General features: G+C 56.4%; 22 protein-coding genes. 8 read left to right on the top strand and 14 right to left on the bottom strand.

Annotation, left to right across the window (positions count from 1 at the left end; all coding sequences use genetic code 11):
- Positions 1-6 precede the first annotated feature (6 nt).
- The gene (locus ACR0B7_RS01760) at positions 7-357 is read left to right on the top strand and encodes a hypothetical protein (protein WP_170576632.1); all 351 of its coding nucleotides are present in this window, start codon (positions 7-9) and stop codon (positions 355-357) included.
- A 5-nt stretch (positions 358-362) separates the two neighbouring features.
- On the opposite strand, the gene ACR0B7_RS01755 is transcribed toward ACR0B7_RS01760, so the two are convergent.
- Positions 363-1,577: a bifunctional alpha/beta hydrolase/OsmC family protein gene (locus tag ACR0B7_RS01755; RefSeq protein WP_170481190.1), complete on the bottom strand. Its 1,215-nt coding sequence runs from the start codon at positions 1,575-1,577 to the stop codon at positions 363-365.
- Between the two features lie 239 nt (positions 1,578-1,816).
- Between ACR0B7_RS01755 and ACR0B7_RS01750 the strand changes: the two genes are divergently transcribed.
- The gene (locus ACR0B7_RS01750) at positions 1,817-2,005 is read left to right on the top strand and encodes a hypothetical protein (protein ID WP_170481193.1); all 189 of its coding nucleotides are present in this window, start codon (positions 1,817-1,819) and stop codon (positions 2,003-2,005) included.
- A 4-nt stretch (positions 2,006-2,009) separates the two neighbouring features.
- Here the strand turns inward: ACR0B7_RS01750 and dddP are convergent, their stop codons facing one another.
- On the bottom strand, positions 2,010-3,353 hold the full coding sequence (dddP, locus tag ACR0B7_RS01745) for a dimethylsulfonioproprionate lyase DddP (protein WP_170576631.1): 1,344 nt from the start codon (positions 3,351-3,353) through the stop codon (positions 2,010-2,012).
- 123 nt (positions 3,354-3,476) lie between these two features.
- On the opposite strand from dddP, the gene ACR0B7_RS01740 reads away from it, so the two are divergent.
- Entirely contained in the window at positions 3,477-4,235 is a 759-nt protein-coding gene (locus tag ACR0B7_RS01740; protein WP_170481199.1) for a heme-dependent oxidative N-demethylase family protein, read from the top strand.
- A gap of 20 nt (positions 4,236-4,255) precedes the next feature.
- Here ACR0B7_RS01740 and ACR0B7_RS01735 read toward each other — a convergent pair whose 3' ends face one another.
- The 5 genes from ACR0B7_RS01735 to ACR0B7_RS01715 all read right to left on the bottom strand — a co-directional run bounded on the left by ACR0B7_RS01735 (position 4,256) and on the right by ACR0B7_RS01715 (position 8,726).
- Positions 4,256-5,167 (bottom strand): hypothetical protein, encoded by a 912-nt coding sequence (locus tag ACR0B7_RS01735; protein WP_480680794.1) that lies wholly within the window; start codon positions 5,165-5,167, stop codon positions 4,256-4,258.
- Positions 5,168-5,366: 199 nt separating this feature from the next.
- Positions 5,367-6,155, bottom strand: a complete 789-nt coding sequence (locus tag ACR0B7_RS01730; protein WP_170481207.1) for a lytic murein transglycosylase — start codon at positions 6,153-6,155, stop codon at positions 5,367-5,369.
- 68 nt (positions 6,156-6,223) lie between these two features.
- Complete coding sequence (locus ACR0B7_RS01725) at positions 6,224-6,853, bottom strand: MSMEG_1061 family FMN-dependent PPOX-type flavoprotein (protein WP_170481210.1); 630 nt, start codon at positions 6,851-6,853, stop codon at positions 6,224-6,226.
- Between the two features lie 95 nt (positions 6,854-6,948).
- Positions 6,949-8,355 carry a type I glutamate--ammonia ligase gene (glnA, locus tag ACR0B7_RS01720; RefSeq protein WP_170382671.1) on the bottom strand — a complete coding sequence of 469 codons (1,407 nt, stop codon included), beginning with the start codon at positions 8,353-8,355 and terminating at the stop codon, positions 6,949-6,951.
- Between the two features lie 32 nt (positions 8,356-8,387).
- Positions 8,388-8,726 (bottom strand): P-II family nitrogen regulator, encoded by a 339-nt coding sequence (locus tag ACR0B7_RS01715; RefSeq protein WP_170382673.1) that lies wholly within the window; start codon positions 8,724-8,726, stop codon positions 8,388-8,390.
- 170 nt (positions 8,727-8,896) lie between these two features.
- Here ACR0B7_RS01715 and ACR0B7_RS01710 point away from each other — a divergent pair, with 170 nt between their 5' ends.
- The 3 genes from ACR0B7_RS01710 to tig all read left to right on the top strand — a co-directional run bounded on the left by ACR0B7_RS01710 (position 8,897) and on the right by tig (position 13,427).
- Positions 8,897-10,483 carry an NAD(P)H-hydrate dehydratase gene (locus tag ACR0B7_RS01710; RefSeq protein WP_170481213.1) on the top strand — a complete coding sequence of 529 codons (1,587 nt, stop codon included), beginning with the start codon at positions 8,897-8,899 and terminating at the stop codon, positions 10,481-10,483.
- A 304-nt stretch (positions 10,484-10,787) separates the two neighbouring features.
- Complete coding sequence (locus tag ACR0B7_RS01705) at positions 10,788-11,912, top strand: porin (RefSeq protein WP_170382678.1); 1,125 nt, start codon at positions 10,788-10,790, stop codon at positions 11,910-11,912.
- A 183-nt stretch (positions 11,913-12,095) separates the two neighbouring features.
- Positions 12,096-13,427: a trigger factor gene (tig, locus tag ACR0B7_RS01700; protein WP_170481254.1), complete on the top strand. Its 1,332-nt coding sequence runs from the start codon at positions 12,096-12,098 to the stop codon at positions 13,425-13,427.
- Positions 13,428-13,527: 100 nt separating this feature from the next.
- Here tig and ACR0B7_RS01695 read toward each other — a convergent pair whose 3' ends face one another.
- From ACR0B7_RS01695 to rpsF, 6 genes are all read right to left on the bottom strand, one after another.
- Positions 13,528-14,382, bottom strand: a complete 855-nt coding sequence (locus ACR0B7_RS01695) for an acyl-homoserine-lactone synthase (RefSeq protein WP_170481257.1) — start codon at positions 14,380-14,382, stop codon at positions 13,528-13,530.
- A 95-nt stretch (positions 14,383-14,477) separates the two neighbouring features.
- Positions 14,478-15,179, bottom strand: a complete 702-nt coding sequence (locus ACR0B7_RS01690) for a LuxR family transcriptional regulator (RefSeq protein WP_170576630.1) — start codon at positions 15,177-15,179, stop codon at positions 14,478-14,480.
- A 214-nt stretch (positions 15,180-15,393) separates the two neighbouring features.
- Positions 15,394-15,870, bottom strand: a complete 477-nt coding sequence (locus tag ACR0B7_RS01685) for a lytic transglycosylase domain-containing protein (RefSeq protein ID WP_170382684.1) — start codon at positions 15,868-15,870, stop codon at positions 15,394-15,396.
- A gap of 152 nt (positions 15,871-16,022) precedes the next feature.
- Positions 16,023-16,649, bottom strand: coding sequence for a 50S ribosomal protein L9 (gene rplI, locus ACR0B7_RS01680; RefSeq protein WP_170382686.1), 627 nt, complete (start codon positions 16,647-16,649; stop codon positions 16,023-16,025).
- Positions 16,650-16,661: 12 nt separating this feature from the next.
- The gene (gene rpsR, locus ACR0B7_RS01675; RefSeq protein WP_005608650.1) at positions 16,662-16,889 is read right to left on the bottom strand and encodes a 30S ribosomal protein S18; all 228 of its coding nucleotides are present in this window, start codon (positions 16,887-16,889) and stop codon (positions 16,662-16,664) included.
- A gap of 28 nt (positions 16,890-16,917) precedes the next feature.
- A complete protein-coding gene (gene rpsF, locus ACR0B7_RS01670; protein WP_039529890.1) occupies positions 16,918-17,271 on the bottom strand; it encodes a 30S ribosomal protein S6 in 354 nt (117 codons plus the stop codon).
- A 284-nt stretch (positions 17,272-17,555) separates the two neighbouring features.
- Between rpsF and ACR0B7_RS01665 the strand changes: the two genes are divergently transcribed.
- Positions 17,556-18,074: a hypothetical protein gene (locus ACR0B7_RS01665; RefSeq protein ID WP_170481264.1), complete on the top strand. Its 519-nt coding sequence runs from the start codon at positions 17,556-17,558 to the stop codon at positions 18,072-18,074.
- 125 nt (positions 18,075-18,199) lie between these two features.
- Positions 18,200-18,772: a YceI family protein gene (locus ACR0B7_RS01660; protein WP_170481267.1), complete on the top strand. Its 573-nt coding sequence runs from the start codon at positions 18,200-18,202 to the stop codon at positions 18,770-18,772.
- A gap of 55 nt (positions 18,773-18,827) precedes the next feature.
- On the opposite strand, the gene ACR0B7_RS01655 is transcribed toward ACR0B7_RS01660, so the two are convergent.
- The gene (locus ACR0B7_RS01655; protein WP_170481271.1) at positions 18,828-20,054 is read right to left on the bottom strand and encodes a cytochrome b/b6 domain-containing protein; all 1,227 of its coding nucleotides are present in this window, start codon (positions 20,052-20,054) and stop codon (positions 18,828-18,830) included.
- Between the last annotated feature and the right edge of the window lie 63 nt (positions 20,055-20,117).

Below are 20,117 nucleotides of genomic sequence, written 5' to 3'. Positions count from 1 at the left end.
GCTCAGATGACCTATAAACTGTTGAAACGGTCCATTCTGGCGCTGGGACTTGGCGCTGCCAGCTTTACCCTTTCTGCCTGCGATGGCGTGACGGTCGGGGTTGGGTATGGATACGGCTACGGGTACGACCCGTTCTACGACTCGATGCTGTGGAATGACTATTATCATGACGTGAACCGCCCGAATCGGCCACGTCCACCTGAAGGGAAACCGCCAAATCGAACCCAGCCGCCAGTCGGGAAACCGCCCGCGCGCCCCAGACCGCCTGTTGCCAAACCACCGGCGCGTCCGCGCCCTCCGGTTGCGCGACCACCAACAGCACGGCCGCCAATTCACCGCCCAGCCCCACGGCGCTGAGGTTTTCAGGTCAGGAGTTCGGTTGTGATCTGAGCTGATCCCTCAAGTGTCCTGTGTACAGGGCACTTGTCGGCGATCTCTAACAGACGCGCACGCTGGGTTTGGTCAAGCGGACCTTCCAGACGGATTTTCCGCCGGAACAGGTCGACTTTGCCGTCACTGACCAACCCCGCGTCCTGCGCATGAACCTTGTCGTGGCAGACATCGACGGAGATGCCCGTCAACGGCCAGCCCTTGCGCCGGGCATACATGCGGATCGTCATCGAGGTGCAGGCACCTAACCCCGAAGATACAAAACCATAGGGCGACATGCCCTGATCGGAGCCTCCGTATGAGGCGGGCTCATCTGCGACTGCGTGATGCCGGGGGCCGGACTGGATGTCCTGCAAAAACCCAGCGGGATCAGCCTCGGTCACGCGCACGACGCCTTCGGGCGCACCCGGCGGAGGGGCAGGGGGACACAGCGGAACATAGCGTGTGACCCAAGCTGCGATTACATCGGCGGCGTACTCGGCATCCGACGCGCGCGTGATCAGGTGATCTGCATCATCCAGCGTCACAAAGCTTTTGGGATGTTTGGCCGCCAGAAAGATCGTACTTGCGTTGTCCACGCTGACCGTTTCATCCAACGGGGCGTGCAAAACCAAAAGCGCAGCCTTCAGATCGGCAATGGCGGGCGTCAAGGCGGATTCCGAGATGTCGTCCACGAAGGCTTTGCCGATACGGAAAGGGCGTCCGCCCAACGTGACCTCGGCAGAGCCTTGCTGCTGAATCTCGGGCAGGGCGTTTTCAAAGTGATGCGATACATGCCCCGGATCGGCCGGAGCACCCAACGTTGCGATGGCTTTGACGGTTGGAATACCCGCACGCGCGCGCAGCACGGCTGCGCCCCCCAGCGAATGACCAATCAGCAAAGACGGGGCCATGTTGCGTCCGGCCAGATACTGGGCGGCGGCGATTAGGTCCTCGACATTCGATGTGAAGGTGGTGTTTGCAAACTCGCCCTCAGAATGGCCCAAGCCGGTAAAGTCAAAACGCAACACGGCAATGCCCATACCCGCCAAACGCGCAGAAATACGACGTGCAGCGGGAATATCCTTAGAGCAGGTAAAGCAATGCGCGAACAGCGCTGTCGCCAAAACTGGCCCGTCCGGCAGATCAAGACGGGCCGCCAGTTGGTTGCCGTCGTGACCGGTGAATGAGATGCGTTCCGTGGGCATGGCGGCTCCTTAAACTTGCTGCTGTCGCTAATACTGTGGTCATCAAGGGGGCCGCTCAACCCTTATGTAGTAAGCGTCACGTGAAGGTGAGCCGAGAGTAGGGGCAGTGAAGCCCAACCCGAAGCGGGAAATCATTTCATCAAGAAATGTGATGCTATGGCGAATAAATATTCGTTTTTAAAATTAATGCAGCACCCTCATCTTTGGGCTGTCACCAATTCGCAGCCAAGGAGAGTCTCATGGCGCATATCATCACAGCACCCCGCGGATTTGCCCCGCGTCCTGACATACTGATTGCGATTGTCCTGACCGGGATAATCAGCTTTGCCGCCGGACAGTATACATCGCACCCTTCGGTGACCCCGTCGGTTGGCGCTGAAATCGAAGACTGGCACGGCAATGTGCGGCGTTCAAACTGGCCGGGCTAGTGGGTCAGCTCTGACCCATCAGCATCGGATCGAACGGGTAGGTGGTGAGGTTTTCGTACCCATCCTCGGTGATCAGAACCTGATCTTCGAGTTTGATTGAAAAGTCGCCACCCACCTCTCCGACCGCTGCTTCAACGCAAAGCACCATGCCGGGCTCCAGCGGGTAATCATAAGCGCCTGCCACCGCTTTATCCGGGTAAGCGACAAGCGGCCATTCATCACAAAGACCGACCCCATGCATCAGGCAGCCATATTTCTGACCCTGAAACTTGTCATCCAGCCTGTGGCAGTTGGCGGTCAGGTCGGGGATCATCACGCCGGGTTTCAGCATCTCCATGTTGGTCATGATGTGCTCATGCGCGTGCTGCATGGCATAGACCATATCGGCCCGGGGCTTCTCGTCCCCAATCCACCATGTGCGCGAGATATCGATGCAGATGCCGTAGGATCCGATCAGGTCGGTATCAAAGGCGATGATCTCGTTCTTTTGCGTGATCCGAGGCCCGCATTCCTGAAACCACGGGTTGGTCCGCTGACCCGAAGCCAAAAGACGCGTTTCGATCCATTCGCCGCCACGTCGGATGTTTTCTGCGTGCAGAACGGCCCAAATATCATCCTCTGACGTCTTCCCGTCGCCCACATTGGCGCGGGCGAACTTCTCCATCTCGGCCACGGCGGTTTCGCAGGCGTGGCTGGCACAGCGCATGGCCAGTATTTCATCCGGGCCTTTGATCGCGCGGGTTTTCTCGGTGACCTCTTCGCCTTCCATAATCTCGAACCCTTGCGCCTCAAGCGCGCGCAGGCCATGCAGCATGATTTTGTCGACCGCCAGCCGCTTGTTGCCGCCGCTATGTTCCTCGATCAATACCCGCACTTCGTTTGAAAATACGTCAGCCGCGATATCAACCTTGTCGCCCCGGTCGAAGTAGAACAGATCGGCACCGGATCGTTGCTCACGCACCAGTGGGTTGAACGTCGAGAGGAATGGGGAGTTCTTATAGTCCCAGATCACCATGTAGCCATCGGCGCACAGCAGAACCGCGCGGAACGGGTTATGGGTGTTCCAGAGCTGCATGTTCGTGCTGTCGGTCGCATAGCGGATGTTGAGCGGGTCGAACATCAGCACCCCGCCATACCCCCGGTCCACAATTGCCTGGGTCAGGCGTTTCCACCGAAACTCTCGCATCCGGCTCAGGTTGGGTAGGCTCAGGCCCGCTGCCTCCCATTCGGTGAATGCCAGTTGAGTGGGCCCGATCTCGATCCGATCCAGTTCGTTTGGCGTGCCGTCCCCAAGGGTGGCCCCTTTGGTTGGGTCGATCTTGCGGCTGTCCCGGTAGTGCTGGTTCATGGTGGGCCTCCCTGCCTGTTCGTAGACCGTGGAGAATCATTCCCGTTTCGTCTGAAAAAAATGCGACGACCCGTTCGTCGCTTTTTGACCGACAAGGAAAACTTCTGGTGGTAGGTGAAACGCATGACGATCATACTGCAAAACTCGATCCCCTATGACCCGCTGACCCCGCGCCCTCTGCCGGGCATTCAGCCGGCGTCGCTGGACACATGGCTGCACCGCGACGACGCCTTTGCCGCGCAGATGCAGCGTCGGGATGCTCTGTTGAAGGAAAAGCGCGGGGATGTTCTGGCGTTGGATGCATCCGCCATACCCGCCGCGCAGGAGGTTTTGGACCTCGTGCTGCAACATGCCTATCCGGGGTGTTCCGATCTTGTCATCCGCCCGGATGGGCAAGAGGTGACGGTCGACCGTGACAACCCTATGGATACTCTGTGCCGACTGGTTCAAGAGGACATCTGCATCCTGCAAAAGCATGGGGATGAGCATGTCCTGACCGGCGCAGTTTTGTGTTTTCCCGCCAGTTGGACTCTGTCCGAGAAGTTCATGCGCCCTCTGATCGATATCCACGTGCCGGTGGCGAGCTACGACGAGAACATCGCGCGCCGTGTCCAGCGTTTGTTCGATGGGATTCAGCCGGACCGCCCGCTCTGGCGGTTCAATGCGTTGTGGTATGAGGATGCCGAACTGCACCAACCCCGCAGCGAGAGCGCGCGGCGCGAAGTCAAAAAGCCCGGCACCGCCCGGTATCTGCGTAGCGAACGGCAGACCTTGTTGCGGCTACCGAAAACCCAAGCCGTTGTGTTTTCGATCCATACCTATGTACTGGAAGCAAGCAGCCTGCCAAAATGGAAAACCCCGCCTGATGGCGGGGCCTCCTAGGAGGGTCTTTGGTTCGTGAACTACATGCCCAGGGCGTTGGCGACGCCTGCGAACGCACCGCTTGTGCTGAGAGCGGAGATCGCAACCGTATAGGCAAGTACTTGTGTATTCAGACGAAAGTCTTCGCCCCGGATCAGGTTCACAGCGGCCATGGATGCCGCGATCGGGACTGACACGCTGGCCACGGCACCCGTGAGTCCCCAGCTGGTAAGCCGGAGCATGTCATTGGGTTGGTCGTGGTCGAGGGGGGGCGTGTCGTCCCGATCTGAAGTCTGCTCGGTGGTTTCTGTCCGAAAAGCGATGCTGAGCAACTGCTCATCTGACAGCTGGATCGGCCGGGCTGCTGGTTTCAGCGCCTTTTTTTCTGGCTCATCCAGGTCTTCTTCCTCGGTAATGTCCAGCCCCGCAAACGGGCCTGAGACTGCCTCGAAAATCTGTTTTCTGTTCCGCTTTTTCGCGGGCGGTAGAGTGTCAAAGGCACTCATGAATTGCTGGATTGTCAGCACGGTGTTGGGTGAAAGCCACTCAACACGCTGCGTCGAGCAGATGTCGACCATCCGGTAAAGGATGACCACCAACATAAGCTCGGAAATTTCGCTGTCGTCCAATAGGGCTGAGACCGGGCAGATCGTGACCGTCAACCGGTTCTCAGGCAAGGTTACGGCTGGCTTTTGAATGGTTTTCAGACCTGCTGCGCGATCCATGCGCTCGAAACGGTCTTCGGTCTGGACAACCTGCGTGTCCAAAGTCAGACGCACGAGGTATTGGCTGGATACGATGCTGGCTTCGGTTGTATCCCGTACTGTCTTGCGTTCAACCAGATGACCGTAGTCTTCCAGAGTGGCAGCAACGATGGCTGCGAAACGTTCGATCGCGCCTTCGGTCTCACCGTTGAACTGCAGACCGCCGTGGTAGCTGTGCTTGGGAGTCACTGCCTTTTCCTTTGTCGCATCCTCTCGTGAAAACAAATTTACCAAGCGAAATTGGGCAGATTTGGGCGAAAATGGAAAAAAATGAGAAAATGCAAAGATTGATTACGCTATGGAAACCTAGGCATTTTAGGGGCCGTTTAATGTCTGTGGCGACAATGTGGCTGAATTGAGGAACACCGGTGCGGAAACAAGGCAAGCGTCAACTATCGATTCGGGCGGCCATAATCGCGATAGATTGTTGGTAGACCGTGGCTGCATTCCACTGCTGAATCACTGCGAAATTCGGCTGCCCGGGTTGATAGCCCCGGCCAGGTTTCCAACCCTTCTTACGCAGAAAATTGGCCGTTGAGGCCAACGCATCAGTCATATTGTAAAAATCGACCTTGCCATCGCCCGTGGCATCGACCCCGTAGGTCAGAGCGTTCCCGGGCAGAAACTGCGTGTGCCCCAATTCGCCATGTTTCGCCCCCTTGGTCGCTGTCGTAATGCTGCCTTTATCGATCAGTTTTAGGGCGCCGATGGCGTGAGGGACAAAGAACTCGGATCGGCGACAATCATAGGCAAGCGTGGTTATTGCTGACACAACCTGACTGTCGCCCATAAAGTTTCCAAAGCCGGTTTCCATTCCGTGGATAGCAATCAAGACCCCCGCAGGTACCCCGTACTGGCGTTCAAGAGCCGCATAAAACTGAGGGTTGCGGGCTTTGCGTTTGCGCCCTTGTGCGACGATTGCGTTCGCTCCGCGCACCTGCATGAATTTGTCCAAGGAGTATTTAAAGCTCTTTTGGTTGCGGTCGGCGGCGATGGTGCGCGTTGCGTATGTCGTCTGGGACAGCGCCTGTAGACCCCTCTTTTTCACCCCGGCGCGCTTGGCTTGCCTTGCAAAGTCGGATTTCCAGGCTTCAAACCCCGCGCTGGTGTCGCCACAGGGCGCGGCCACGCCGACGGTTGGAAGTGAAATTGCAAGAATGAGGGCTAATCGAAACACGGTCAAAATCCGGTCGGCTGAAATGCTGAGTCCAAGCCTATGCGGTATTCCCAGATGCGCAAAGAGGTTTAATACAGGTCCAGTTCACCCGTTCCTTTCAGGCTTTCAAACCACTCTTCGGGCGTTTTGTTGATTTTCGCGTGTTTGACCATCATCGCGTTCATGTTTGGCAGGCCGGACGAATCCGGCCATGAGTCCGGCTGCCAGAGGCCTGACCGGATGACGCATTTGGGACAATGGGCGAAAACGGTTTGAACCTGAATCAGTAGGGCGAGTTTGGGCGGGTGGTCCTGCACCGCCATAGTCTCAAGAAGCGCAGGGTCGGCACAAATGCGGGCGGTCCCGCGAATACGCAGGGTTTCCATCTTGCCGGGAACAAAGAAGATCAGGCTGATGCGGGGATCTTTCAGGACGTTGTGAAACGTATCCACGCGCTTGTTGCCCGGTCGGTCGGGAATCGCGATCAAACTGTCTGAAAGCGTGTGAACAAAGCCCGCCGGATCGCCGCGCGGTGATACATCCAGATATCCGTCGGGGTTGGCCGAGGCGATCACGCAGAAGGAGGACATGGCGAGAAAATCACGACACATCTGATCCAGCGCGGGCAACTCCTTGGCAACAACCTGAGGCAAGGGCGCGCCGGTGATCTGCTCCAGCGCTTCGGGGGTGGTCACGAAGTCCGAAAATTCAGTATCCATGCGATCTCCTCCTGTTTTGTCAGTCTGGAAGATCGACCCAAATGAAACAAGGGCGCCCGAATGGACGCCCTTGCAGATGTAAACCCAGAACCGGATTAGCAGCTATAGTACATGCCGTATTCAACCGGGTGCGGGGTGTGCTCGTAGGTTTCGACCTCTTCCATCTTCAGTGCGATGTAGCCGTCGATCTGGTCTTTGGTGAACACGTCGCCCTGCAGCAGGAAGTCGTGATCGGAGGCCAGAGCTTCCAGAGCTTCACGCAGCGAGCCGCAAACGGTCGGGATGTCGGCCAGTTCTTCGGCAGGCAGATCGTACAGGTTCTTGTCCATGGCTTCGCCCGGATCGATCTTGTTCTTGATGCCGTCCAGACCAGCCATCAGCAGAGCGGCAAACGCCAGGTAGGGGTTCGCGGCCGGATCGGGGAAGCGAGCCTCGACGCGCTTGGCTTTCGGGCTTTCGGTCCATGGAATACGGACACAACCCGAACGGTTACGAGCCGAATAAGCGCGCAGAACGGGGGCTTCAAAACCCGGGATCAGACGCTTGTAGCTGTTGGTCGATGGGTTGGTGAAGGCGTTCAGGGTCTTGGCGTGCTTCAGGATACCGCCGATGAAGTACAGAGCTTCGTCGGACAGGTCAGCATATTTGTCGCCAGCGAACAGAGGCTTGCCGTCTTTCCAGATCGACATGTTGACGTGCATGCCGGTGCCGTTGTCACCTGCGATCGGCTTCGGCATGAAGGTGGCCGATTTGCCGTAGGCGTGCGCAACGTTGTGGATGACGTACTTGTACTTTTGCAGTTCGTCGGCCTGCTTGGTCAGGCTGTCGAAGATCAGGCCCAGCTCGTGCTGACAAGACGCAACCTCGTGGTGGTGCTTGTCCACTTTCATGCCCAGACGCTTCATGGTCGACAGCATTTCCGAACGCAGGTCTTGCGCTTCGTCAACGGGGTTCACGGGGAAGTAGCCACCCTTGACGCCCGGACGATGGCCCATGTTGCCCATCTCGTACTCGGTGTCGGTGTTCCACGATGCGTCGGTCGCATCAACTTCGTAGGATACCTTGTTGATGCTGTTCGAGAAACGAACATCGTCAAACAGGAAGAATTCGGCTTCGGGACCCATGTAAGCCACATCACCGATACCCGAAGATTTCAGGTAAGCCTCGGCTTTCTGGGCGGTGCCACGCGGGTCACGCTCATAGGCTTCGCCTGTGTCGGGCTCAACGATCGAGCAGTGCAGGCAGATGGTCTTTTCCGCATAGAACGGATCGACATAGGCGCTTTCGGTGTCGGGCATCAGTTTCATGTCCGATGCTTCGATCGACTTCCAGCCAGCGATCGACGAACCGTCGAACATGAAGCCTTCTTCCAGGAAGTCTTCGTCAACCTGGTCGGACATGATGGTCACGTGCTGAAGCTTGCCGCGCGGGTCGGTGAAGCGGATATCGACGTATTCAGCATCCTCTTCCCGGATCAGCTGAAGAACTGCGTCCTTGCTCATACTCTCTATTCCTCTGATTTGAGTGCGTTCGATTACAGCGCTTCCGAGCCGGCCTCACCGGTCCGAATGCGAATGGCTTGTTCAACGGGCGAAACAAAAATCTTGCCGTCGCCGATCTTGTCCGTTTTAGCAGCCGAGACGATGGCATCGATGGCGGCATCGACCTGATCGTCGTCCAAAACGACTTCGACCTTCACCTTGGGTAGAAAGTCGACCACATATTCCGCACCGCGATACAGTTCGGTGTGACCTTTCTGACGACCAAACCCTTTTACCTCGATCACGCTGAGACCCTGGACGCCCACGTCCTGCAGTGCCTCTTTCACCTCATCGAGTTTGAACGGTTTGATGATCGCTTCGATCTTCTTCATCCCGAGCTCCCTTTAACTCTTGTCAGGATGGCAGTGACCACGTCTAAGATCGGTCGGCAATCTGATTGCGGAAAAGGCCGTGTTCGAGTGCGGAGAAAATAAGCGTCAGGTCAAATTTTGATCGACTTGCACAAAAAATAATCAAAAATGAATCGTCGGGGGGTATTGAGATGAACGAATTGCTGACTGCTGCGCAGATGCGGGTCATTGAACAGGCGGCGATTGAGTCTGGGGAAGTCACCGGTTTGGAGTTAATGGAGCGGGCCGGGCAGGGCGTTGTCGATGCGATATTCGAGAAGTGGCCGGAAATGAAGGATCGAGGGGCCAGCCCCTCGAGCTCCCCGGGATATTTGGGGCCAGATGAAGAGGATCCGCTGCGCGCTGTGGTGCTGTGTGGGCCGGGGAATAATGGCGGCGACGGGTTTGTCGTGGCGCGGTTGTTGCACGGGGTAGGATGGGAGGTTGAGGTGTTCCTGTATGGGGATGCCGATAAACTGCCGCCGGATGCGCGGGTGAATTATGAGCGGTGGTGCGAGGTTGGGCGCGTTCGGGAGTGGTCGATTTCCACAATTGCCGGATTGTCCGGCTATGACCTTTACGTGGACGCAATATTCGGGGCGGGGCTGACGCGAGAGCCGTCGGCTGCCATTCTTGCGCCTTTGGTGCAGTTACATGTCGCGGGCGAAACCTTTGACCGCATGGTTTGCATTGACGCTCCGACCGGACTTTGCATGGACAGTGGACGTGCGTTGAGCGAGGAGTATGGTGCGGTTTGCGGATACTTGACTGTCACTTTCCACCGGCGTCGCCCAGGGCAGTTTCTTGCGGATGGTCCCCACTATTGTGGGGCTCTGCGAGTGGTGGACATCGGGTTGCATGGCACTGGAAGTGGCTGTGCGACGTTGGTTGATCTTGTTCAGTCGGGAGAGCTTCGCAAGGGAGACGGCGAACACAAATACACTCACGGACATGCGCTGATCCTGTCGGGCGGTTCCGGCAAAACTGGCGCGGCGCGGTTGGCGGCGCGGGGGGCTTTGCGGATCGGGGCGGGGTTGGTGACGCTGGGTGTGCCTCCGGCAGCGCAGATGGAAGTTTCCGCGCAGGTGACGGCTATCATGCTTCGCAGGGTCGAGGACGCCGAGTCATTGTCGCATGTCCTGCAGGATGAGCGGTTGAATGCACTCTGCCTTGGTCCGGGTTTGGGTGTGGACCGTGCGCGCTATTTGGTGCCGGCAGCTTTGCAGGCCGGGCGTTCCACAGTTCTGGATGCGGACGCGCTGACGGCTTTTTCAGACGACCCTTCTTTCCTGTTTGGCATGCTGCATGAGAAGTGCGTCCTGACTCCGCACGGCGGCGAGTTCGCGCGCCTCTTTCCTGATATCTCGGAAAGGTTGAACGCCGAAGCCACGGCTGGGCCTGCGTATTCAAAGGCTGACGCAACCCGCGAGGCCGCTGAACGGGCGGGGTGCGTTGTGTTGTTCAAGGGGCCGGATACCGTCATAGCGGCACCCGATGGCAGATGTGCGATCAATTCGGCGGCTTATGATCGGTCGGCCCCTTGGCTTGCAACGGCGGGGTCAGGGGATGTTCTGGCGGGTTTCGTCACGGGGTTGCTCGCGCGGGGGAGCACTCCGATGCAAGCTGCGGAAGCTGCAGCATGGCTGCATGTGGAATGTGCGCGAACATTCGGCCCCGGGCTGATCGCAGAGGATTTGCCGGAACAATTACCAGTGGTTCTAAAGCAATTGAATATGTGATTATATCGGCGATAATTGGCCGAGTGCGGTCGATCTAGGCGGCAAATAGCTTACGAGGGGATCAAGACCTTACAGCGAATGTTTGCAACGCGCATGGCTGAGCGGCAAACTTTTGTTGCCTGACTTTTGAGAGGGAAGCGTAAGGGCATTTAAGGTTTTGAAAAAAATATAAATTACGGGCATCTGGCCTTTTCTTTGACGGGCGAAAGATGATGCCAAATCTGAATGACCGCATGCTTGGAAAAAGGGTGTTGTTGCGCAGTTGAGCAGTACCGGAAACCGGAAATTTTTCATGGTGAGTGAAATGACCCAGAAATTTAGACTCAGTTCGATAACCGCAGTTTTGGCCGCGACGACAGCAATTCCTGCTGCGGCAGAGCTGAAGTATGAAAACAACAGCGGCGGATACGTGGAATTATATGGGCAGTTTCACCCTGTGATTGTGTCCGTAGATGATGGCGAGGAAACGGAAACCCGTTTGCTTGACAATGATCTCTCCAACAGCCGAGTGGGACTGCGCCTTATGCAGCCCTACGGCAGCAATGAATTCACATTCTGGTTTGAAACCGGCTTGGGTCTTCCCAGTACCGGCTCTGCCAATCAGGATGGCACCAACAACGATGGATGGACACGTGAGGATCTTCGGCACGTCGATTTTGCGCTGAAGGGCGGATACGGCAAGTTTTCGGCCGGTCAGGGCAGTATGGCGTCAGATGGTGCGGCTGAGGTTGATCTGTCATATGTCGGAACGGCCCTGTACTCGTTCACCAACGACGAAAACGGTGCATTTTTCTATCGGCAGCCCGATGGTCTATTAAGCGCCATCACGGTCGGAGACTCGGCCAGCAACTTTGACGGGGGGCGCAGGGGGCGAATTCGCTATGATACGCCTGATTTCAATGGCTTCTCGGCGGCAATTGCCTATGGGCAAAACATTCTCTCCGATAGCGATGACGATGACTACTATGACATCGCGGTTTCATATGGAAACACCTTTGCCAACGGCGTGGAATTCGCGGCAAGCATCGCCTACGCAGTTCGCGATTTCGACGACAGTTCGGGTGATCGGAAAGATACGATCGGGTCCGCCTCGGTTCTGCTGCCCAGCGGGTTCAGCTTTACCGCCGCGCTCGGTTCGCGTGATGATACCGCTGCCGGAGCAAGCGACCCGGGTTACTGGTATGCAAAGGTCGCCTATGAGGATGACTGGGTATCGTGGGGAAAAACCGGGATCGGCGTAGACTATTTCGATGGCTCGGACTTCGACACCGAGGGGTCCAGCACCAAGTCGTGGGGGATCGCGGTTGTACAGCGGATCGACAGCATCAATACGGATGCATATCTGAAATACCGCAGCCACGATTTTGACGGCACGGTGGACTTTGACAAGAACGAAGCCTGGGCCTTGGGCGCGCGCTGGCGGTTTTGATCCAAGAGCAAATTGTTCAAGAACGCTCCGACGCAATTCGGGGCGTTTTTTTGTCCTATTTGGCGGCAAAACAAGGCCGATCCGGGCTTTGCCTCTTGCACGTGGGCGGCAGGACAAATAGAAGGCGTCAAATTTGCCCGGCGCGCCGTTTTGCGCGCCCCGAATCCTATGGGGACTACCATAATGCAGGTTACCGAGACGCTGAACGAAGGTCTGAAACGCGGCTACAACATCGTCGTTTCCGCAGCTGAGCTGGATGAAAAGGTCAACGAAAAGCTGACCGAAGCGCAGCCGGAAGTCGAAATGAAGGGCTTCCGCAAAGGCAAAGTGCCGATGGCGCTGCTGAAAAAGCAGTTTGGCCAACGCCTGCTGGGTGAAGCGATGCAGGAAAGCATCGACGGTGCGATGAACAAGCACTTTGAAGACAGCGGTGAGCGTCCTGCCCTGCAGCCCGAGGTCAAGATGACCAACGAGGACTGGAAAGAAGGCGACGACGTACATGTCGAGATGTCTTACGAAGCGCTGCCTGCGATCCCCGAAGTTGACCTGAAATCGGTTGAACTGGAAAAGCTGGTCGTCAAGGCCGACGACGCGGCCATCGAAGAAGCGCTGAACAATCTGGCCGAAACCGCGCAGGACTTCAAAGCGCGCCGCAAGGGTTCCAAAGCCAAGGACGGCGATCAGGTTGTGATCGACTTCGTCGGCAAAGTGGACGGTGAAGAATTTGAAGGCGGCTCGGCCGAAGACTATCCTCTGGTTCTGGGGTCCAACAGCTTCATCCCCGGCTTTGAAGAGCAGCTGGTTGGTGTGAAGGCCGAGGAAGAAAAAGACGTCAACGTCACCTTCCCCGAAGAATACGGTGCCGAGCATCTGGCGGGCAAAGAGGCTGTCTTTACCTGCACCGTTAAAGAAGTGAAAGAGCCCGTCGCAGCCGAGGTTAACGACGAGCTGGCCACCAAGTTCGGTGCCGAAGATCTGGAAGCCCTGAAAGGTCAGATCTCCGAGCGTCTGGAAGCTGAATATGCTGGCGCCTCGCGCGCGGTGATGAAGCGTGCGCTGCTGGACGTGTTGGACGAGAAGGTCTCGTTCGACCTGCCGCCGTCGCTGGTGGAAGCCGAAGCCAAGCAGATCGCACATCAGCTGTGGCACGAAGAAAACCCCGAAGTTGAAGGTCACGATCACGGTGAGATCGAGCCCACCGACGAGCACAACAAATTGGCCGAGCGCCGCGTGCGTCTGGGTCTGCTGCTGGCAGAGCTGGGCCAAAAGGCCGAGGTTGAAGTCACCGATGCCGAGATGACTCAGGCGATCATGAACCAGGCGCGTCAGTACCCGGGTCAGGAACGTCAGTTCTTTGAGTTCGTGCAGCAGAACGCTCAGATGCAGCAGCAACTGCGCGCGCCGATCTTTGAAGACAAGGTCATCGACTACATCGTCGAGCTGGCTCAGGTTGCAGACAAAGAGGTCAGCAAAGACGACCTGCAAAAAGCCGTTGAGGCGCTGGAAGAGGAGTAATCCTTTTCCGCCCGATATTGCATTGGGCAAAAATAAAATCGGAGCCGTCTGCAATAAGACGGCTCCGACATTGTGGCTTTAGTGGATTGAGGTAAGGGGGTTAGGCCTCATTAGCTAAAGCACAGGGGGTATTCAGCAGAGCGATCTTCTGCTCTGGCGTGAAGCGGTCGGAAAGAGCTTCGATCAGGTTTAGAACCGCCTCGATTTCCGCTTTCGTGGTCGCCGATTTCATCTGTTCTACAAAGTACTTCTCCAGCCGGCTCAGCGGCTTGTGGTCATAGTTTGCCGCACGTCTGGTGATGGTTTTCGTCCCTGCGAACAGATCAACAGCGGCGTCGTCGCTTAGAAAGACATCGTGTTTGATGCCCGCGTACTCACGAATTCCCGAAATTCGTTCTTCGGAACAATCCATCATTGCCGCCATCGCCACTACTTTGCCCATGGGCTTGGCCGTGCCCACATAGTCGTAAGGCGCGTTTCCAGAGCGTTGAAGAACCCGGTTCATTACCGGATCAATGACGGCAATTGAATCCTGAACCCCGGCGGCCATCGCGTATTCAAACGAGCCAATCATGACTTCGCTGGTAACGTAGGAAACTGTGTTCTCGCCGCGACCCTTGCCCAACTTATTGGTGTCGACGCAAAAGCGGGTTGCCTCCCATACCTGTGCGCTGCGGATCGGAGGTTGGCCGTCCAGAATCGAGTGAAAAACGTCGGACAGCATATGCGGCCCCGTGGTCTGCAACAGCCGCATGCAGCCGACAACGTCCCCATCGTCGTTGAGGCTGACAACATGTGCAGGGTGCAGATCGTCGAAATGATCACGCTCACGCCCGTCTTTGATATTTACATCCCAGCCCAAGCGGTCACCAAAAACGCGTGCGCGCAGTTGGTACATTTCATCAAGGACATCTTCAAATTTATGTTGGTTGATACCATCAATTACTATGATCATATCCATCCCCCTACGTCTTATTACCGTAGGGGGCACGTTAACCATGTTCCCAATCTAGGCTATTGGGGGTATCCCGTAGAGAGGTGAGATTTTGACTAACCAGGTGCGATCAAACCGAGGCCAATGGCGCGCCCAATGGCCTGTGGTGTGGTTAACGCACCGAGCTTTTCCCGACCTGATCGCATGTGAACTTCGACCGTGCGATGAGAAATCGAAAGAATGTCGCCAATATCTTGTTGGGACTTGCCGTCAGCCACCCACTGCAGAATCTCTTTTTCACGGGTAGAAAGCGCGGGAAGGTACAGAGCCTTGGCCAAAAGGCCAGACTGCATAACGGTATCATGGGCCTGAACCGCAGCCAGTTGCAAATCGCCCATGACGTGCTTTTTCAGCTTTTCCCATTCTTCGTCCGAGCAATCCCGGGTGACATTCAACAGGCCACATTCACCGTAAGGACCGCGCACCGGAATAGTTAACCCCCGAGAAGTTATCCCGAAATCATGCGCGTCGCGAAAAACGGCGTGAAACTTTTCATCGTGGTTAAAGCGTGCCCAATCCACAGGCGCGATGCTGAGGACAGATTGATACAAGGTGGGGTCAAAATGGTGAAACCCTTGTGTTCCGTAGTGGATTTTCCACTCGTCAGGATAGTTTGCATACCCCTGCACATCCCCTTTGACAGGGTTGAACGTGGCATATGACGCAAAGTCAAAGCCCAACTCATTGCAGACAGCGTCAATAATGTCAGCGGCCGACTTTTCCTCGTGGTCGATCGCGGCCAAGTCTATGAGTTTCACTTGTCCAACCTTCGTGGCGGCAATTTTTTCCCCAAAGAATTGCCATATCTGTCCATACTAAATCATACGTTGTGTTACCGCAGCCTTGGGAGACAAGCAATTTGTTCGGGTCATGCGGTGTTAATGCGCGGAAACGGCAACAGAAATAAGCCAAAAACCGCAAGTTGTAGGCGGTTTTTTGCCTTTTGATGGTCCGAGTACCTTTCTGAGGTGATTATTCAGGCCTTAGGCCTGTTTCAACCAACATGCCGCGCGCTTTCGCTTCGGGGTAGTAGCCTTTGGCATACAGGAATATCGCGCGTTGTTGATCTCCGTCGGACAAAAGCCACGCTCCACGCAGGTACTTTCCGGCGAACTCCAAGTTGGTGTCGGCGTCCAGAAGACCCTTGGCGTTGCCAGTATATCCCATTGATCTGGCGGTAGCTGGAAGGATCTGAAGCAAACCGTAATAGGGCCGGTTCACTGCCCACGGACGGTGTGTGCTTTCCCGGATCGCCAGCTTGTGAACCAGTTCGCGCGGTAATTCGTAATGATCAGCCCACTTGTTGATGGAAGCCCGCAATTCGGGTGTTTCGTTGGGATACAGCGGGGGATCGAATTCTACGCGCGTCATTGTTTCTGGTCCGCCACATGCGGACAAGGGGGCGGCGATCAGCAAGGCCAGAACGCTGCGACGAAGGAGGTTTGTCATCAAAAGTCTCCGGTATTTCTGGGCGCGATGATATGAGTCAAACGTCAGACTGCAAGCCTAGCTGAGAAATCTGGCTGAAATTTGCCCGTCAGATGAGCGCACAAAAAAGGCCGCACAAATCGCGCGGCCTTTTCACAATTCTAGTTGCCAAATCAGGCTTTGGCTTCGTCGCCTTCTTCAGCAGCCGGAGCGTCTTCGGCCACCAGATCTTCGTCTTCGGAAGCGGCGGAACCGATATCGTCGAACAGTTCGGCGATCTCAAATTCTGCGGCGGCCTCTTCTTCAGCGGCCAGTTCCTGGATCGATTTGCCAGATGCTTGCAGTTCGGCTTCTTCTTCCGAACGGGCAACGTTCATCTTGATCTCAACTTCGACCTCGGGGTGCAGCTTGACGGCAACCGAATGAAGTCCCAGTTCTTTGATTGGAGCGATCAGAGCGACCTGTTTCTTGTCAACGGTAAAGCCAGCTTCGGTCGCGGCTTCTGCGGCGTCACGCGGAGTGACCGAACCGTACAGAGCGCCAGCATCCGATGCCGAGCGAATCACGATGAACTGCTGACCGTCCAGCTTTTCAGCCAGCGATTCAGCTTCTTGTTTGGTTTCCAGGTTGCGTGCCTCAAGCTGTGCTTTCTGAGCTTCAAACGACGCGATGTTGGCGTCCGATGCGCTCAGTGCTTTGCCTTGGGGCAGCAGGAAGTTGCGGGCAAAGCCGGGCTTGACGTCAACGACGTCGCCCATCTGACCCAGTTTCGCAACGCGTTCCAGCAGGATAACTTGCATGTCAGTCTCTCCTTACTTCACGGCGTAGGGCAGCAGGGCGAGGAAGCGGGCGCGCTTGATAGCACGAGCCAGTTCACGCTGCTTTTTTGCCGAAACAGCAGTAATGCGCGAAGGAACGATCTTGCCGCGCTCAGAGATGTAGCGTTGCAGCAGACGGGTGTCTTTATAGTCGATCTTCGGCGCGTTCTCACCCGAGAACGGGCAGACCTTGCGGCGGCGGAAAAATGGTTTTGCGGCCATGGTTTATGTCCTTTCGTCAGGCGTTAGATCAGCGGCGCTCGCGGCGGCCTTCGCGCTCGTCGCGCTTCTGCATCTGGACCGAGGGGCCCTCGGCATGCTCGTCGACCTTGATGGTCAGAACGCGCATGACGTCTTCATGCAGGCGCATCAGGCGCTCCATTTCCTGAACGGCGCCAGCGGGGGCGTCGGTCTTCAGGAAGGAATAGTGGCCTTTGCGGTTCTTGTTGATCTTGTAGGCCATCGTCTTGACGCCCCAGTACTCGCTATCGACGACGTTGCCGCCGTTGTCAGCCAGAACGGTGCCGAAATGTTCGACGAGGCTTTCTGCCTGCGCGTTGGACAGATCCTGACGCGCGATCATTACATGCTCATACAGTGGCATGTGCACTCCTGTTTCTATCAAGGCGCATTTCATAGGCGGGGCCATTCAACCCTCCGCGACCCTGCCACGAGAGGCTGCGCGATTCATACGATTAGCGAAGGATGGCCCCGTATACACGTTTATGGCCGAGGGGCAAGACCCGCCACAGATGCCTTTGTGAAGTCGTGCTATTTCCATTGGGTTGCCCAATTCCTGACGCTTTTCGGCTCGAAGTTGTTTTTCATACCGGGGTTGAACCGGAGAAACCGGACCCAAGACGGGAACCTGAAGACAGGGTGTTAGAAATGACCGCGATTAATACGACTACTTTTGAACAGACCGCGACCAACGCGACTTTTGAGAAATCAGTTCCAGTGCTGATCACATTCGCTCCTAACTGGAAAGTCCGAATGGTTCTTGCGCGTATTGTCGGTGCATTTCTTATTGTGATGTCCTTCTCGATGTGGCTGGCACCTGGATCAATGATGGCTGCCGAGGTATGGCCCATCAAACTGGCCGCTTCCCTGGGCTTTTTGATCGTTGGCGTCAGCTTTCTGACCGTTCAGGTTCTGGATGCGCGGCCTGATGCGTATTTCGATCCGATCCGCCGCGAAGTCCGCGTTCTGCAAAAGAACGAAAACGGCCGCCCTCAGACGGTTCTGCGCCGCAGCTATGACACCCTGGGCGGTGCGCGTTTCACCGATGATCGTGTCGAGCTTTTTGATGTGGACGGTAGCCTGCTTATGAAACTGCCCCTGCAATCGGCGGATGTTAGCCGAGCGCTCAAGGGTCAGCTGAGCGGAAGTGTAACAATCTTCGCGTGATATTTACTCTGTTCATATAGGAACAGAAGTTGTGAAAGAATACAGATTGTGTGCCGCCTCAGCGCGGCACATTTTTGTATTGAGCAATCCAAAAGGTTTGCATCCACAACATTTCGGAGATTGTCATGAAATCCACCCTTCTTGCTGCTGCACTGGCCGTTTCGGCAACCTCGGCGTTTGCAAGCGCCGAGAAATACGTTCTGGACCCCAGCCATAGCCAAGTCGTTTTCAGCTATAACCACCTCGGGTACTCGACCACGACCGGCATGTTCTCGGGCTTTGAAGGCGAGATCATGTTTGATCAGGAAGATCCCGCTGCCTCCAGCGTGACGGTTTCCATGCCTGTCGTTGAAATGATCACTGGCTGGAAGCCACGTGAAGACCACTTTATGACCGAGGACTTCTTTGGCGCAGCCGAGGGCGACATGGTGACGTTCACCTCGACCGGTATCGAAGTCACCGGTGAGAACACGGCGAATATCACGGGTGACTTGACTATGAACGGCGTGACAAAGTCCGTTGTTCTGGACGCCAAACTGAATCAGGTTGGCGAGCATCCGATGGCGAATAAGCCTTGGGCTGGATTTGACGCGACCACGACGCTTGTGCGCAGCGAGTTTGACCTTGGCCAATTCGCACCATTCGTCAGCGATGAGGTCGAAATCCACATCTCGGTCGAGGCACAGAAAGCCGACTAAACGGGTTAAGAACGTTTTTCTGACACCGCCGGAGCATCTTGCCCCGGCGGTTTTTTTATTCGCCGCGCTTGGCGGTCAGGTCGACTGAAACAACGACGGCAAACCCCAGCGAGTCTTCCGTGGGCTGAGAGGAGCCTACATCGAAATCCATCCGGTTCAGTTCTAGCTTGCCCGAAACCACAGCGGTGTCGTCCTGTAGGTCGAGAGTGAAGGGCAGGACAACGTCAGCCGATCTGTCTCGGATCGTCAGAGGGCCGCGCGCCTCATAGCCGGTTTCGGTTTTGAACAAATCAGCCTTGAACCGGGCGGTTGGAAATTGTGCGCTGTCGAAGAAGTCTGCACCCATCGCCTGATCCGTCACCGTGCCGAGGCTGAGTGATGAAATGGCAATGTTCACATCCACAGAGCCCGCTAAGCCGGGCGCAGAAGGTTCATCGAATACGATCGCAGCGGTCCAGTCTGCAAAGCTGCCGGTGACGGGGCTGCCAAGTTGGGTGATCGTGATAGATAGCGAACCCTCTTGCACCTGCCAGTCCGATTGAACCTCTGCCAATTCAGCCGTGTCGGTACTGGCCATCGAATGGTGGCTGAATGCTCCGATCGACCATCCGCCGACCAAAGCGGCGCACCAGACTATTAGGGCTGCACCTGCTGGCATGAGGGAATGAGACTGCGCTGGCGGCTCAGGCGCGACGGACCCGCCGGGCAACATCCGGCGCAATGTGCTGTCTTTGTCGATGATGTGGTGCTTGAGCGCGCCCGCGATGTGCAGAAGCAGTGATCCGGCCAAGGTCCAGACAAACAGCCAATGCAGGCTCGCGGTGAACTCGGCCAGATGCGCTGATTTTGGCACAAAGGGCAGGTTCTGTCCGAACGGCCAGAGGATCGGGGCAAACCCCTCGGCCGCTGCGTGATGAAGCCAGCCGGTCAGAGGCACAAGAACGAGGGACCCATAAAGCAGCCAGTGAACGGTCTCGGCGGCGAACGCTTCAGGCTTGTTATCTGCGTTCAAAAGGCCGGGTTTGGTTTGGGAGAGCGCCCAGAAAATCCGCGCCAGAGCCACGAAGAACACTGAAATACCGATTGTTTTGTGCAGTGAGAACAGCCGTGCCGCCCGGGCGATGTCATCTTCGGTGGTTGGAATCGCGGGGTCATAGATGGCGTGGGCCAGATCATTCGCTAACCAGCCAAGCGGGAAGGCGGTAAAGATCAGGAGCGCGGTCAGCCAGTGAAAGGTCTTGGTCACGCTGCCGTAGCTGGAGAATGTGTTCGTCGAGGGCATGAGGCGCTCCGGGAATGTGGTGTTGAAATCAACCTATAGCCATGCCGTCAGGACACAATAGTG

It is taken from the genome of Ruegeria sp. BB6 (genome assembly GCF_056539385.1).
Note: the sequence above shows the minus strand (reverse complement) of the source record. Positions and strands in the feature narration are given on the sequence as shown.